17 protein-coding genes and 3 pseudogenes are annotated in these 15,120 nt (G+C 60.8%); 4 read left to right on the top strand and 16 right to left on the bottom strand.

All coding sequences use genetic code 11. The annotated features are described in order from the left end of the window. The first annotated feature begins 52 nt into the window (after positions 1–52). The 4 genes and pseudogenes from L0A91_RS08280 to L0A91_RS08295 all read left to right on the top strand — a co-directional run bounded on the left by L0A91_RS08280 (position 53) and on the right by L0A91_RS08295 (position 4,052). Positions 53–1,575, top strand: a pseudogene (locus L0A91_RS08280) (aldehyde dehydrogenase family protein). Between the two features lie 122 nt (positions 1,576–1,697). Beyond that, positions 1,698–2,014, top strand: a pseudogene (locus L0A91_RS08285) (DUF779 domain-containing protein). Between the two features lie 197 nt (positions 2,015–2,211). Beyond that, positions 2,212–3,189, top strand: coding sequence for an ATP-binding cassette domain-containing protein (locus L0A91_RS08290; RefSeq protein ID WP_235243833.1), 978 nt, complete (start codon positions 2,212–2,214; stop codon positions 3,187–3,189). Further along, positions 3,189–4,052, top strand: coding sequence for an ABC transporter permease (locus L0A91_RS08295; protein ID WP_235243834.1), 864 nt, complete (start codon positions 3,189–3,191; stop codon positions 4,050–4,052). Before L0A91_RS08290 ends, L0A91_RS08295 begins: the two co-directional genes overlap by 1 nt. 194 nt (positions 4,053–4,246) lie before the next feature. Here the strand turns inward: L0A91_RS08295 and L0A91_RS08300 are convergent, their stop codons facing one another. The 16 genes and pseudogenes from L0A91_RS08300 to rpsE all read right to left on the bottom strand — a co-directional run bounded on the left by L0A91_RS08300 (position 4,247) and on the right by rpsE (position 15,085). Further along, the gene (locus L0A91_RS08300; RefSeq protein ID WP_311197732.1) at positions 4,247–4,897 is read right to left on the bottom strand and encodes a tRNA pseudouridine synthase A; all 651 of its coding nucleotides are present in this window, start codon (positions 4,895–4,897) and stop codon (positions 4,247–4,249) included. Positions 4,898–5,509: 612 nt separating this feature from the next. Next, positions 5,510–5,683 (bottom strand): hypothetical protein, encoded by a 174-nt coding sequence (locus L0A91_RS08305; protein ID WP_235243836.1) that lies wholly within the window; start codon positions 5,681–5,683, stop codon positions 5,510–5,512. After that, entirely contained in the window at positions 5,680–6,330 is a 651-nt protein-coding gene (locus L0A91_RS08310; protein ID WP_235243838.1) for a hypothetical protein, read from the bottom strand. The genes L0A91_RS08305 and L0A91_RS08310 overlap by 4 nt, the downstream gene beginning before the upstream one ends. A gap of 320 nt (positions 6,331–6,650) precedes the next feature. Further along, a complete protein-coding gene (gene rplQ / locus L0A91_RS08315; RefSeq protein WP_235243841.1) occupies positions 6,651–7,445 on the bottom strand; it encodes a 50S ribosomal protein L17 in 795 nt (264 codons plus the stop codon). 23 nt (positions 7,446–7,468) lie between these two features. Next, positions 7,469–8,491 carry a DNA-directed RNA polymerase subunit alpha gene (locus tag L0A91_RS08320; protein ID WP_235243843.1) on the bottom strand — a complete coding sequence of 341 codons (1,023 nt, stop codon included), beginning with the start codon at positions 8,489–8,491 and terminating at the stop codon, positions 7,469–7,471. Positions 8,492–8,645: 154 nt separating this feature from the next. Continuing rightward, positions 8,646–9,259, bottom strand: a pseudogene (rpsD, locus tag L0A91_RS08325) (30S ribosomal protein S4). 26 nt (positions 9,260–9,285) lie between these two features. Then, positions 9,286–9,696, bottom strand: a complete 411-nt coding sequence (gene rpsK / locus L0A91_RS08330; protein ID WP_235243845.1) for a 30S ribosomal protein S11 — start codon at positions 9,694–9,696, stop codon at positions 9,286–9,288. Between the two features lie 23 nt (positions 9,697–9,719). Next, entirely contained in the window at positions 9,720–10,097 is a 378-nt protein-coding gene (gene rpsM, locus L0A91_RS08335) for a 30S ribosomal protein S13 (protein WP_220121623.1), read from the bottom strand. A gap of 206 nt (positions 10,098–10,303) precedes the next feature. Beyond that, a complete protein-coding gene (rpmJ, locus tag L0A91_RS08340) occupies positions 10,304–10,417 on the bottom strand; it encodes a 50S ribosomal protein L36 (protein WP_007928044.1) in 114 nt (37 codons plus the stop codon). 76 nt (positions 10,418–10,493) lie between these two features. Continuing rightward, positions 10,494–10,715: a translation initiation factor IF-1 gene (gene infA, locus L0A91_RS08345; protein ID WP_235243847.1), complete on the bottom strand. Its 222-nt coding sequence runs from the start codon at positions 10,713–10,715 to the stop codon at positions 10,494–10,496. A 103-nt stretch (positions 10,716–10,818) separates the two neighbouring features. Then, positions 10,819–11,685 (bottom strand): type I methionyl aminopeptidase, encoded by an 867-nt coding sequence (gene map, locus L0A91_RS08350; protein ID WP_235243849.1) that lies wholly within the window; start codon positions 11,683–11,685, stop codon positions 10,819–10,821. Between the two features lie 5 nt (positions 11,686–11,690). Next, on the bottom strand, positions 11,691–12,278 hold the full coding sequence (locus L0A91_RS08355; RefSeq protein WP_235243851.1) for an adenylate kinase: 588 nt from the start codon (positions 12,276–12,278) through the stop codon (positions 11,691–11,693). After that, positions 12,278–13,606 carry a preprotein translocase subunit SecY gene (gene secY, locus L0A91_RS08360; protein WP_235243853.1) on the bottom strand — a complete coding sequence of 443 codons (1,329 nt, stop codon included), beginning with the start codon at positions 13,604–13,606 and terminating at the stop codon, positions 12,278–12,280. Before secY ends, L0A91_RS08355 begins: the two co-directional genes overlap by 1 nt. Before the next feature lie 176 nt (positions 13,607–13,782). Then, positions 13,783–14,268 (bottom strand): 50S ribosomal protein L15, encoded by a 486-nt coding sequence (gene rplO, locus L0A91_RS08365; RefSeq protein ID WP_235243856.1) that lies wholly within the window; start codon positions 14,266–14,268, stop codon positions 13,783–13,785. 2 nt (positions 14,269–14,270) lie between these two features. Then, positions 14,271–14,429 carry a 50S ribosomal protein L30 gene (gene rpmD, locus L0A91_RS08370; RefSeq protein ID WP_220121629.1) on the bottom strand — a complete coding sequence of 53 codons (159 nt, stop codon included), beginning with the start codon at positions 14,427–14,429 and terminating at the stop codon, positions 14,271–14,273. Between the two features lie 17 nt (positions 14,430–14,446). Then, positions 14,447–15,085, bottom strand: a complete 639-nt coding sequence (rpsE, locus tag L0A91_RS08375; RefSeq protein ID WP_235243858.1) for a 30S ribosomal protein S5 — start codon at positions 15,083–15,085, stop codon at positions 14,447–14,449. Positions 15,086–15,120: the final 35 nt, after the last annotated feature.

Genomic DNA, 15,120 nt, shown 5'->3' on the forward strand with positions numbered 1-15,120 from the left:
ACCATAACCCTGTATTTCCAGGGCCCACCATCGATGTTGGGAGTCATTAGTTATGACCGTCTATGCAGCACCAGGCACCGCAGACTCGCTCGTCAGCGTCAAAGAACGCTACGGCCACTTCATTGGCGGCCAATGGGTCGACCCGATCAAGGGCGAGTACTTCGAGAACATCACCCCCGTAACCGGCCAGGTCTTCACCGAGATCGCACGTGGCACCAGTGAGGACATCGAGGCTGCTCTGGATGCAGCCCATGCCGCAGCCCCCGCGTGGGGCAAGACGCCGGCTGCCGCTCGCGCACAGGTTTTGAACAAGATCGCTGACCGTCTTGAAGAAAACCTCGAGATGCTCGCTGTGGCCGAGAGCTGGGACAACGGCAAGGCTGTTCGCGAGAGCCTGATGGCGGACCTACCGCTAGCCGTCGACCACTTCCGCTATTTCGCTGGCTGCATCCGCGCTCAAGAGGGCAGCCTGACCGACCTCGACGAAAACACGATCGCGTATCACTTCCAGGAGCCACTGGGCGTTGTTGGGCAGATCATTCCCTGGAACTTCCCGATCTTGATGGCCACTGGAAGTTGGCCCCGGCACTTGCCGCTGGCAACGCTGTGGTCCTCAAGCCGGCCGAGCAGACCCCTTGGTCGATCTTGAAGGTCTTTGAACTCATCGGCGAATTGCTCCCCGATGGCGTCGTCAACATCGTCAACGGCTTTGGCGTTGAGGCTGGCAAGCCGCTGGCATCCAACCCGCGCATCGCCAAGATCGCCTTCACCGGCGAGACCACCACAGGTCGCTTGATCATGCAGTACGCGAGCCAGAACCTGATCCCGGTCACGCTGGAGTTGGGTGGCAAGAGCCCCAACGTCTTCTTTGAGGACGTTGCTCTGCACGATGACGCGTTCTACGACAAGGCACTCGAAGGCTTCGTTCTCTTCGCGCTCAATAATGGCGAGGTATGCACCTGTCCGTCGCGCGCCCTGGTGCAGTCCTCCATCTACGACAAGTTCGTGCCGGACGCCATTGAGCGAGTCAAGGCGATCAAGATGGGCAACCCGTTGGACACCGACACCATGATGGGTGCCCAAGCCAGCAACGACCAGTTGGAAAAGATCCTGTCCTACCTCGACATCGGCAAGCAGGAGGGCGCCAAGGTGCTCGCCGGTGGTGTACGTGCCGAGCTTGACGGCGACCTAGCCGGCGGCTACTACGTTGAGCCGACAGTATTTGAGGGCAACAACGCGATGCGTATCTTCCAAGAGGAGATCTTCGGGCCGGTGCTTGCACTGACCCGCTTCGACGACGAAGACGACGCACTGGAGGTCGCCAACGACACCCTGTACGGCTTGGGTGCTGGCGTGTGGAGCCGCGACGGAGCCCGCGCATACCGGATGGGTCGTGGCATTCAGGCTGGTCGTGTCTGGACAAACTGCTACCACGCCTACCCGGCGGGCGCAGCGTTCGGTGGCTACAAGAACTCGGGCATTGGCCGCGAGAACCACCGAATGATGCTGGACCATTACCAGCAGACGAAGAACCTGCTTGTCTCCACTGGACAAGACAAGTTGGGCTTCTTCTAATCCCGGCCCCGCCGAACACAACATCAGGAGGATCCATGTCGCAGCCCAACCCGAGCCGCGTTGCTATCACCGCCGAGGCAGGCGAGTTGATCGCCAAACTCGTCGACCGCAACGGACCGGTGATGTTTCACCAGTCGGGCGGATGCTGCGACGGGTCCTCCCCGATGTGCTACCCCTGGGTGACTTCATCACCGGTGACAGCGACGTTTTGCTCGCCGAGGTAAAGGTCGCTGATGTCGATAAGGCAGTGCCGATCTGGATGTCCAAGAGCCAGTTCGCATATTGGAAGCACACGCATCTCACCATCGATGTCGTTAAGGGACGGGGAGCCGGGTTTTCCCTCGAGGCCCCCGAAGGCAAGCGGTTCTTGATCCGCTCCCGTCTCTTGACCGATGCCGAAGACAGCTACTTTGCCGAGCAAGAAAGCCTCGCCAACTAAGTAGGCGCGTCCCCCGCGCCACGTGGCCTCAGCCGAACACCGGCTGGGGCCACGTGCTTTGTGTGGTGTCTTAGGTGTGTCACACCGGTGGCGTAACCTGAATTCCTACTTGGACACGCGTACCCAGCGTTGGGCCGGTGTGCCCAACGGCATTCCTCTGCCCGGCCCGCAGGCAGAGTAGAGAGAGGAATCCTTCAGTGAGCATCATTGAGGCCGACGGCCTCACGAAGACATACTCAACCCGCAGCGGGACCGTGCATGCGCTAGCGGGGCTGGATTTGAGCGTCCCCGAAGGGAGCGTTAAGGGCCTGCTTGGCCCCAACGGCGCTGGTAAGACCACCACTGTCAAGGTGCTGAACACGTTGATCAAGCCTGACTCGGGCACTGCCACCGTGGATGGCATTGATGTCGCCAGCGACCCACAGGGCGTGCGCCGAGTGATCGGCGCTTCTGGTCAATACGCAGCGGTCGATGAAAACCTCACGGGCCTCGAAAACCTCGAGATGGTTGGCCGCCTCTACCACCTTGGGCGCAGGAAGTCCCGGGCTCGGGCTAAAGAGCTCATCGAGGCCTTCGACCTCAGCGCAGCGGGAAATCGACCCGTCAAAGGATTTTCTGGCGGGATGCGCCGCCGCATTGACCTAGCAGGCGCCTTGGTCAACCGTCCGCGCATCCTGTTCTTGGATGAGCCCACGACAGGTCTCGACCCGGCCAGCCGCTTGGGCTTGTGGGAAACGATCAGCGACTTGGTCAAGGGCGGCACCACCGTCTTGCTGACCACGCAATACCTCGAAGAGGCGGATTATCTCGCTGATCACATCTCGGTCATCGACTCTGGACACGTGATCGCTGAGGGCACCGCTGACGAGTTAAAGGCTCAGATTGGCGGGCACCGCGTCGTCGTGACCCTGGTCAACGAATCCGATTCCGGTGTGTCGCGTGAGATCCTGAGCCGCCATGGCAGTGGCGAAATCAACGTGGGTGACGGCGGCCGTAAATTGGACGTCGTTGTCGACCACGGGCCTTCTGCACTCCAGGCCGTGCTGAGCGACCTCGGCGAAGCCCAGATCGCCCTGCACGATGCCGGTATGCAGCGCCCAACACTGGACGACGTCTTCCTGACCGTGACCGGTCACCGCGCCGAAGACAACGAAGACGAGAAGGAGGCGAGCTGATGACCACCATTGACGCGCAAAAGACGACTGTCGAAGGGCCTCTGCAGCCAGAAGTGACCGGCCCCGTGGCCACCTGGTTTGCCGACGGTTGGACGGTGACCTGGCGCAACCTGAGCAAGGTCAAGCGCTCCCCCGACGTGTTGGTCTTTGCGATCTTGCAGCCAATCATGTTCGTCCTGTTGTTTAGCCAAGTGTTCGGTGGAGCGATCGGCGGCGGCAACGCTGACTTCGACTACACCAACTTCTTGATGGCTGGCATCTTTGCCCAGACTGTTGTCTTTGGCTCAACCTTCTCGGGTGCCGCCATGGCTCAAGACCTCAAAGAAGGCCTGATTGACCGTTTCCGCACCTTGCCGATGAACCCTTCGGCGGTGTTGGTTGGGCGGACCAACTCTGACCTCGTGCTCAACACCCTGTCCATGATCATCATGATCCTGACTGGCTTTGCCATTGGGTGGCGCTTCGAAAGCGGCTTCTTGAGCTTCTTCGGCGGCGTCGTCCTGCTCATGCTCTTCTCGTATTCGTTCAGTTGGGTGATGGCGCTGCTCGGCATGATGGTGAAGTCGCCAGAGACGATTAACAATGCGTCCTTCATGATCCTGTTCCCGATCACCTTTATTTCGAACGCGTTCGTGCCAGCTGAGTCATTGCCCCGTGTGCTTGAGGTGTTCGCTAACTGGAACCCTGTGTCTGCGTTGATTCAGGGAGCCCGCGAGCTGTTCGGCAACACCGGCGGCACCATCGCGGCCGACACCTGGCCCATGCAAAACCCCATCATCACGGCAGTCGCTGGCTCCCTGGTGTTGCTGATCATCTTTGTCCCGTTGGCGATCAAAAAGTTCGCGAACACCTCGTCGCGTTAACCACAGTGCGATCGGAGTCAACGCGATAGCGACCCTGACCATACAAACGCGAAAGGCGTGACAGACCACTCAGTCCGGCACGCCTTTTGCATCTGCGTGCCTCGGGTCAACCGATACTTGCGCCGCACGAACGCCCAGATCAAGTCCTTGTCCATGGTCCCCTCCCACCTCGACGTGCCTTCAAAGTAACAGGCTCAATCTGTAGTGGCCTCTGGCAAGGAGCGAGTGTTTCGTGCCTCTTCTGCGCGCTGACCCACCAGGTGATCGGGTGGATACACGATCTCCTCGAGGCTTAGCCCGTGCGCCGGCATCACGATCATGCGGGGGTCGCGCACCCGAGCACCCAAGATCTCGCGAATAGTCTCCGGTGAGAACTGGCCCTCCCCGACACGCACCATGGCACCGACAAGCGCACGGACCATGCTGTGGCAAAAGGCATCAGCCTGGACATCAGCAACCACGACTCCCCTGTCGTCGCGACTCCACCCGTACTTCAAGAGTGTCCGCACCGTGGTTGCCCCATCACGCCTACGACAGAAGGCGGCAAAGTCGTGCAGCCCAAGAAGGCACTGAGCCGCCTCATCCATCGCATCGACGTCTAGACCCCGGTCGTAAGCCACCGTGTCGTGGCGCCTCAGCGGGTCAACCGCATCAACGTTGTCCGCGATGCGATAGGTGTAGCGACGGCGAAGCGCCGAAAAGCGAGCGTCAAACCCTTGGGGAGCCCGGATGACCCGATAGACCCGGATTTCATCCGATAGCACGCTGCGCAGTCGGTTAGCCAACGCCACCTCGGGAGTCCAGGTGCCACGCCCCACAACATCCTCAAACGACGCGAGTGGCACGTCAACGTGAAAGACCGACCCCTGGCATGCACGCCAGCGTCTGTGCGACCACCCACAAACAACTTGGGCGACGGCTCTCTCAGAATGACGCCCAAGGCCGATGAGATCTGGTCTTCGATGGTGCGTAGCCCAGGCTGAATAGCCCAGCCATAGAAGTCGGTCCCGTCATAGGCGAGATCAATTCTGAGCCGAACGAGGCCGTCCTCACGATCGCCCGAAGAAGCTGCATCACCCATCCCAATCACGACGTAAGCATAATCCGAAGCCGCCGACTCACCCGCCAGCTCGCCACCACCGCTTCGGCCTGCTGGCCAACTCTTCCGGAGTCAGCATGCGGGTCTGGCGAAATTCGTGAAGCTCAAGGCCGATTGCCGGGATTGTGCTGAACAAGACGAAAAAACCACCACGCTGACAATCCCGCCTCACCCTTCATCACGGTGAGCCCAAGCACGGCAAAAACACAGAGAATCGCCATAAACAAGGACCGAAGCAAATACATCATCGTGAGCCCCCATGCCCATTCCCTACAGCCATCACAGTGCCGATCGCGACTGTGGCCAACTCTGCTCATCAATTAATCACGGCGCGAGCAACATCGCAATGCTCCCACGGTCAGGCAGCGCTGTTTCGCCGGGCTCGATCAAAGGCCTCCAGCAGCTTTGCCCGCACGAAATCAGGCCGATCAAGGTCCGTCCAGATGATCCGCACCATTTCGTATCCCAACCGCCGCAGCTCGTCCTCCCTATTCTTCTCGTCGAACAGTGCCTTGGGGTTGCCGTACTTCACTCGGCCATCAAATTCAACGATCGTGCGCTGAGTCCGGAAGAGGAAGTCCACTCTGGCCAGTCCACCATCTCGACAACGCATTGTGGCCGTGCGAGACCGCGAGCAAATCTGCCTGCCGACAGCGCCTCGGCAAACACCGCGCTGCCAACTCCAGCGTGAGCGATGGCATCTGCTGCCACGAGGCCGGCTTCCACCCCGAAGGCATCGGCGACTTGGAGGGCTGCCAGCGCGTCTCGCACCCTAAACGGCAGACCGCACGGGACCAGCCAAGCGGGATCGACGACCTGGTGATAGGCCAGTTCACGGGTGGACTTGTGACGAGTCTTGTCGAGACGCATCAGGTGAACGCGCTGGTCGACACCGAATAGCGGCAGCCGCGCCATAGCCAGCGACGACTGATGTGAGAGTGCCACGCTGCCATTCCACGGGGTAAGCAGCGCCGCCTGGGCGCGAAGTCGGTGTCGCTCCGAGGCCATGGCTGCTTGCCAGACTGCTTCGATCACCACCACGCCCTTGCCGCGTCGGCGCACCAGGCGTTGAGTCACCCACCGGTTGACGCATCGGCGATCAACGCCGAGTGCCGACAGTTGTTGAGTCGAGGCAAGGCCGCCTTGGGCCAGCAGCCACTGCTCGATCTCTGCGTCCATCTGCAAACTATGTCGCGGCTTGGCCTAGCACGCGTGAGCGCATCCACAGGTCCGCCTGGCAGCGCCCCCGAAAGCAGCGCCAGTCCCGAAGGCAGCGGCTGGTGGAGCTAGCAGCGCGCCAGATTTCAGCGCCCCCGATAGCCGCGATGAGTCAAAATGGGCTGAATGCGGCCCGCACAATGCCACATCTAGCCCATTTTGACTCATCGCCGGTTGGTGGGGCGGCTGGTGGGGCGGCTGGAGGTTGCCGAGCGTGAGCACGACGAAGCCGCCCCACCCCCCAAGGGTGAAGCGGCAACGTGTGAAGCTGAAGAGCTAGATCAAGCCTTGCCCGAATCTGCACCCTTGTCGCCAGCCTGAGCAGCAGCGCCGCCTGCCGGAGCGAATCCGGCAGCAACAGCAGCGTCAGCGGTGTTGAACCAAACCTCGGCCACGGTCTGGTCATACCAGCGTGATCCGGGGACGTGGTACTTCATCGAGCCAGCGTTGCCTTTGATGTCGAAGCCCTCGGGCTGCGAGCCATCCTCGTTAGCGTCAGCCGAGCCAGCACCGAAGCGGCTCTCGGTGGTCTCGTCTGATGCGGCTGCGGTCTCGGCGGGTGCCTCGACGGCTGTCTCGTGAGCGACAGGTGCCTCAACGACTACCTCTTCGGTCGTCTCGGTTGGCGTCTGCTCCGAGTCAGCCGCAGCCTCATTCGCATCCTTGGCTGCACGCTTGGTAGCGCCCTCAGCCTGCTCAACGACCTTCTTCTTCGCGATCGGCTCACGAACCAATTCGATGATCGCCATCGGAGCGTTGTCGCCCTTACGGGGAGCAATCTTGGTGATCCGGGTGTAACCACCCTGACGGTCTGCAACGTCAGGAGCGATCTCGGTGAAGAGGCGGTGAACGACGCTCTTGTCCTTGATCGTGGCCATGACGCGACGACGAGCGTGCAGGTCTCCGCGCTTGGCGAAGCTCACATAACGCTCAGCGATGGGGCGCAAGCGACGTGCCTTGGCCTCAGTCGTGGTGATGCGGTCGTGCTCAAAGAGCGCGGTGGCCAGGTTGGCCAGCAAGTGGCGCTCGTGCGCCGGTCCGCCACCGAGGCGCGGACCCTTCTTGGGGGTAGGCATAAGAATTCTCCTTCAGCGAAATTTCAGTACTGCTCGTCCTCGGCGAACGAGGCGTCGCCGTCGTCCTCCAAGTCCTCAGTGAGGTCAGCGTTGGCGGGGTCGAATCCGGGAGGGCTGTCCTTGAGCGCGAGAGTCATCTCGGCCAGCTTCTCCTTGACCTCGTCGATCGACTTCGCACCGAAGTTGCGGATGTCGAGCAGGTCAGCCTCGCTGCGGCCAACGAGTTCACCCACGGTGTGGATGCCCTCACGCTTGAGGCAGTTATAGGAACGAACGGTGAGGTCCAGGTCTTCGATCGGCAGTGCCAAGTCCGAAGCCATGGCAGCGTCGCCGGCCGATGGGCCGATCTCGATACCTTCTGCTTCGACGTTGAGCTCACGAGCCAAGCCGAACAGCTCCACCAAGGTGGTGCCGGCCGAGGCCATGGCGTCACGCGGAGCCATGGAGTTCTTGGTCTCGACGTCAACGACCAGGCGGTCGAAGTCGGTGCGCTGCTCCACACGGGTGGCCTCAACCTTGTAGGTCACAGCCAGCACCGGCGAGTAGATGGAGTCGACCGGGATACGGCCGATTTCCTGGTCACCGTACTTGTTCTGCGCAGCCGAGACGTAGCCACGGCCACGCTCAACGGTGAGCTCCATCTCAACCTTGCCCGAGTCGTTCAAGGTGGCGATGTGCAGATCGGGGTTGTGCACCTCAACACCGGCCGGCGGAGCAATGTCCGCGGCGGTGACGGCACCAGCACCCTGCTTGCGCAGGTACATCACGACAGGCTCGTCGTGCTCGCTGGAAACAACCAGGCCCTTCAGGTTCAAGATGATCTCGGTGACGTCTTCCTTGACACCGGGGATCGTCGAGAACTCGTGCAGCACGCCGTCAATGCGGATGCTGGTCAATGACGCACCGGGGATGCTCGAAAGCAAGGTGCGACGAAGGGAGTTACCAAGGGTGTATCCGAAGCCGGGCTCCAAAGGCTCAATCGAGAACCTGGAACGGGACTCCGAGATGACCTCCTCGGAGAGGGCGGGACGCTGTGCAATCAGCACGTTCAATTCCTTCCCACGGGCATCCGCTATATGACGCCTCGTGATGTGTGCGGCCTCAAGGGCCAGCAGGGCGAGAGCAACTCTGTCTTTGCACCTCGCCTAAGGCACGATCAAGCGGTATGCCGTGCGCTCACCACGAGCGCACGGCATACCGCTATGAATCAGTTCTTGAGTAAAGCTCCACAATCAGCTGCTCGGTGAGGATCGTGTCGATCTGCTCACGCGTAGGCACCTGGTGGATCAGGATCTGCAAGGAACCGGGAACAACCTTCATCCACGCGGGAATCGGGCGGTCACCGAAGGTCTGACGAGCCAACTCGAACGGCAAGGTCTCAACGGACTGCTTGCGAACGGTGATGATGTCGTACTGGTGCACACGCTGCGACGGAACGTCGACGCGGTGACCGTTGACCTCGAAGTGACCGTGAGTCACCAGCTGGCGAGCTGCACGACGAGTGCGAGCCAGGCCTGCGCGGTAAATCACGCTGTCCAAACGCGACTCGAGGATGATCAGCAAGTTGTGACCGGTCTGGCCGGGACGACGCGCTGCTTCCTCGTAGTAACGACGGAACTGCTTCTCCATGACGGCGTAGGTGAAGCGAGCCTTCTGCTTCTCCTGCAGCTGCGTCAGGTATTCCTTCTCCTGGCTACGGCGACGGCCGTGCTGACCCGGGGGAATGGACGCAGGTCAAAGTTCTTGTCTCCACCGACAAGGTCAACCTTGAGACGGCGGGACTTCTTGGTGATTGGTCCGGTGTAACGGCCCATAGTTCTCTACCTTTCCCTTCCGGTGCTCAGACTCGACGCTTCTTGGGCGGACGGACTCCGTTGTGCGCCTGGGGCGTCACGTCACTGATGGCGCCGACCTCGAGGCCAGCTGCAGTCAACGAACGGATTGCCGTCTCGCGGCCCGAACCCGGGCCCTTCACGAAGACGTCGACCTTGCGCATACCGTGCTCCATGGCGCGACGAGCGGCGGCCTCAGCAGCCAACTGTGCGGCATACGGAGTCGACTTACGCGAGCCCTTGAATCCGACCTGGCCCGACGAGGCCCAGGCGATCACAGCACCGGTGGGGTCAGTGATCGAAACGATGGTGTTGCTGAAGGTGCTCTTGATGTGAGCTTGCCCGAGGGCAATATTCTTCTTCTCTTTGCGACGCACCTTGCGGGCGCCGGCCGTGCTACGGCTCTTGGGGGCATTCAAATCTCCTGACGAAGGAAGCTGGATTACTTCGTGGCCTTCTTCTTGCCGGCCACGGTGCGCTTTGGTCCCTTGCGGGTACGCGCGTTGGTCTTGGTGCGCTGTCCGTGCACGGGCAAGCCGCGACGGTGACGCAAACCTTGGTAGCTGCCGATTTCCACCTTGCGGCGGATGTCAGCGGCAACCTCACGACGCAGGTCACCTTCGAGGCGGAAGTTGCCCTCAAGGTGATCACGCAGCTGCACCAGCTGCTCGTCCGTCAGGTCCTTGACGCGAATGGACGGGTCGATACCCGTCGCTGCCAAGGTCGAGTCGGCGCGGGTGCGACCCACACCGAAGATGTACGTAAGGGCAATCTCGACGCGCTTTTCACGCGGGAGGTCGACACCAATGAGACGTGCCATCTGGGCGTTCTCCTCATATGTCTCGCGAAGGTCATGGAGCAACACCATTCCGTTAATCCGTGGTCAAACCACGGCGGTCCTCAGCCTTCACATCCGAGGGTGTCGTCCCTTTTCGGGGGGCGGGTGCTGCGATGTTCTGTTGTGTTGCGTGCGGGATACCGCGACGCGTGCTGGGCTCAACTTGCGCTAAGCCCGGCGGTGGCTGCTCAGCCCTGGCGCTGCTTGTGGCGCAGGTTGTCGCAGATCACCATGACTCGTCCGTTACGACGAATCACCTTGCACTTGTCGCAGATCTTCTTGACGCTGGGCTGAACCTTCATGATCCACCTGCCGTCTCTCGATCTGATAATGGTCAGGCCATACCGACACGAGTGTCAGATTGGCCGTTGTGATGCGTCAGCGGTAGCGGAAGACGATGCGTCCGCGAGTCAGGTCGTACGGGCTGAGCTCCACCACAACGCGGTCCTCAGGGAGGATACGAATGTAGTGCTGACGCATCTTGCCGGAGATGTGGGCCAAAACAATGTGACCGTTTGTCAGCTCCACCCGGAAATTTGCGTTGGGAAGGGCCTCTACGACCGTTCCCTCGATCTCAATGACGCCGTCCTTCTTCGCCATGTCCTCCACTTTTCGTTGACTGCACACAGAATCGGCCCACAGGGGGCCGACGCACTATCCTACGGCAGGAGGGGCTATCGCCCTGATCGGTGCAGGTATGCACTCAGTCAGCGAGCGGAGCGAAATCCGCGTCGAATTCGGCCAGCTTGGCAGCCCCGCCATCAACGGCGGTCAACACCCACAGCCCGGCGTCCGTGGCGGCCACGGAGTGTTCCCAGTGAGCCGCACGCGAGTTGTCAGCGGTGATCACTGTCCACTCATCGGCGAGGGTCTTGCTCTCGATGGTTCCTAGAGTGACCATCGGCTCAATGGCCAACGTGGCACCCGAGGGGATCATCGGGCTCTTCCCAGCGACCGCGTAGTTGTGCACGTTGGGGTCCATATGCATTTCACGGCCAATGCCGTGACCCACGAAGTCTTCGATGACGCCATACGCCAAATCCATACCAGTGGCCTGGCGAGCAGCCTGCGACTCAAGCACCGAGGCTTCAACCTCTTCGCCGATCGCATGCAATCGCCCCCCGGCGCGCATCGCAGAGATGCCAGCCCACAGACTCTTTTCGGTGTCATCCATCAGAGCCAAGTCTTGCTCTGAAGCAGCGTCCCGGCCGCCCACGATCAGGGAGATCGCGGCGTCGCCGTGCCAACCGTCGACGATGGCTCCACAGTCGATTGACAGCAGGTCCCCTGCAGCCAACTCCCGCGACCCTGGCACCCCATGCACTATTTCCTCGTTCACCGAGAGGCAGAGCGAACCCTTGAAGCCGTAGTAGCCCAAGAACGACGGCGTTGCACCCGATGACCGAATGCTGTCCTCCCCCAAGGCATCCAACTCAGCCGTAGTCATGCCCGGCTTCACTGATTGACGCACTAACTCCAGGGTGTGGCCCACGACGAGACCAGCGGCTCGCATCTTGATGATCTCGTCGTGGGACTTCGCCTGAATCTTCGACTTGCGCAAAAACGACATACGGCTCAGTTGGTCGCTTCCGGTACGTGTGCTTCAGCGAGAACTGCATCAATGCGGTCGGTGACCTCAGAAACCTCGCCCATGCCATCTGCCTGGCACAGCAAGCCGCGCTCACGGTAGATCTTGGCCAGCGGAGCGGTCTCCTCAGCATAGAGACGCATCCGTTCCCGGATGACGTCTTCGGTGTCATCCGAACGACCCTCGACATTGGCGCGCTCCAACAGGCGCTGCACAACCTCGTCGGTGTCCACGGTCAATTCCAGGACGCAGTCCAACGCGACACCGTGGTCGCTGAGCATCTCATCGAGTGCCTCAACCTGACCGGGGGTGCGCGGGTAGCCATCCAGCAGAAATCCCGGAAGTGCGTCTTCTTCGCCCAACCGGTCACGAACGATGGCGTTGGTGATCTCGTCCGTCACGAATCCACCGGAAGCCAAGATCTCCTTGACCTGGACACCCAACTCGGTTTCGTTCTTGATGTTCGAGCGGAAAATGTCACCAGTGGAAATGGCCGGGATGTTGTGCCGTTCGGCAATCAAGGCAGCCTGTGTGCCTTTACCTGCTCCGGGAGGGCCAAGAATCAACAAACGCATCAGCGGAGGAACCCTTCGTAGTCGTGTTGCTGCAACTGAGACTCAATCTGCTTCACCGTCTGCAAACCGACGCCGACGATGATCAAGATTGACGCACCACCGAAGGGGAAGTCCGTCGAGGTGTTGAGCAGATTGAACGCGATCAAGGGGATCAGCGCAAGGCCCGCGAGATATATCGCGCCCGGCGTGGTGATCCTGGTGATCACATAACTCAAGTACTCAGCAGTAGGACGACCTGCACGAATACCCGGTATGAACCCGCCATACTTCTTCATGTTTTCCGCTACGTCAACCGGGTCAAACGTGACCGACACGTAGAAGAAGGTGAAGAAGATGATCAGTGCTACGTACAGCAGCATGTAGATCCAGTGCGTTTGGTTGGTGCCAAAGCCCAGGTATGTGTCGATCCAGGTCACCCAGTCCGGCGGCACGGAGCCGTCGTTCGGGCGATTGAAGCCGGCGATCAGCGTCGGCAGCGTCAGGATCGAGCTAGCAAAGATAATGGGGATCACGTTGGCCATGTTGAGCTTCAACGGGATGTAGGTGGACGTGCCGCCATACTGACGTCGTCCGATCATCCGCTTGGCGTATTGCACCGGGATACGGCGCTGGCTCTGCTCAACGAAAACGACCATGGTCATGATCACTAGGCCGATGGCAATGACCAGCGCAAAGGTGGTCCAGCCCTTCTCAGTCCAGATAGCGCCCAAGCTCGCCGGGAAGCCAGCTGCGATGGCGGTGAAGATCAGCAGCGACATCCCGTTACCAATGCCACGCTCGGTGATCTGCTCCCCCAGCCACATGATCAGGCCGGTGCCAGCCGTCATGGTCAAAACCATGATCAGAATCGTCGCGGTGCCGTCATCGGGCATCACCGTCGTGCACGACTGAGTGCCGAACAGCGATGAAGGGTTGCGGGCAAACGTCACCAGTGTCGAGGACTGCAGAACGGCCAGACCAATCGTCAGATAACGCGTGTATTGCGTCATCTTCGCTTGACCTGACTGGCCCTCCTTTTTCAGCGCTTCAAACCGCGGAATGACTACGGTGAGCAGCTGAACAATGATGGCTGCGGTGATGTAGGGCATGATGCCGAGCGCAAAGATTGACAACTGCAGCAACGCGCCGCCACTGAACAGGTTGGCAAAGCCAAGAGCCGTCGTCGCGCCCTGCGTAGCCGCCGCTTGGCAGGCCTCGACAAGGGTGTAGTCAATGCCGGGCGCAGGTATGTGCGATCCCAAGCGGAACAGCGCCATGATGGCGAGCGTAAACAGAATCTTCTTGCGAAGATCGGGCGTCCTAAACGCCCGCGCGAACGCGGAGAGCACGTCGGATCCTCCTCGATGATCCCGATACGACTTAACCGGTCCGTGGGATCAAGCCCGGACCGGCTGACGATAACACCTTAGGGTGACAAAGATGCCCCGAGCGATTGCTCGGGGCATCTTTGCAACTCTCTGCGTCGTCACGACCACGAGGTCGCTACACGCAATGAGCTTTGAACTTAGTTGGCCTCGGTCACCGAGCCACCAGCCGCGACGATAGCGTCACGAGCGGAGCCGGAGAACTTGTCGGCCGTGATGTTGATGGCAACGGTGATCTCACCGGTGCCCAACACCTTGACGGGCTGGTTCTTGCGAACGGCACCCTTGGCCACGAGGTCCGCGACGCTCACGTCACCACCGGAGGGGAACAGCTCGCTCAATGCGGACAGGTTCACCACCTGGTAGGTGACTTTGAACGGGTTCTTGAAGCCGCGAAGCTTGGGCAGACGCATGTGCATTGGCGTCTGGCCACCTTCGAAGCCCACGGGAACCTGGTAACGAGCCCTCGTACCCTTGGTTCCACGACCAGCGGTCTTACCCTTGCTGCCCTCACCACGACCAACACGGGTCTTGGCAGTCTTGGCACCAGGAGCGGGACGCAGGTGGTGGACCTTCAGCGCAGGAGCGCTCTGGGCACCCTCGGGCTTGGTCTTGGCGTCAGCCATGATCAGTCAACCTCCTCAACGGTCACCAAGTGGCGAACCGTGCGGACCATTCCCCGAAATTCGGGACGGTCCTCTTTCACGACCGAGTCACCGATGCGCTTCAGGCCCAGGGACCGCAAGGTCTCCCGGTGCATGTGCTTGTTACCGATGCTCGACTTCATCTGAGTCACCTTGAGCTTCACTTGGCACCAGCCGCCTCTGCACGAGCCTTCAGCATCGCGTGCGGTGCCACGTCCTCCAGAGCCTTGCCACGGCGAGCCGCGACAGCCTCAGGTGCCTCAAGCTCGCGAAGAGCCTGGACAGCGGCGTGAACCACATTGATGGCGTTGTCTGAGCCGAGCGACTTACTCAACACGTCATGGATGCCAGCGGCCTCCAACACGGCGCGCACTGGGCCACCGGCGATAACACCGGTACCAGGGCTAGCCGGACGCAGGAGCACGACGCCAGCGGCACGCTCACCCTGGACGGGGTGAGGGATGGTGCCACCAATGCGTGGGACGCGGAAGAAGTTCTTCTTCGCCTCCTCGACACCCTTGGCGATTGCCGCGGGCACCTCCTTGGCCTTGCCGTAGCCGACACCCACGGTGCCGTCACCGTCGCCAACGACGACGAGAGCGGTGAAGCTAAAGCGACGACCACCCTTGACGACCTTGGACACACGGTTAATGGTGACTACGCGCTCGACGTACTGGTTGCGCTCTTCTTCGCGACCGCCGCCTCGACGGTTGTCGCGCCCGTCACGGCTGTTGCCGCCGCGACGGTCCTTGTTACCGGCGTTGTCGCCGGTACCTCGGCGCTGCTGTTCTGCAGCCATCAGTCGTTCCTCTCGACAGAGTCGGTCAGTGTCAT

This window comes from Ornithinimicrobium sp. INDO-MA30-4 (genome assembly GCF_021535045.1).
Classification (GTDB): domain Bacteria; phylum Actinomycetota; class Actinomycetes; order Actinomycetales; family Dermatophilaceae; genus Ornithinicoccus.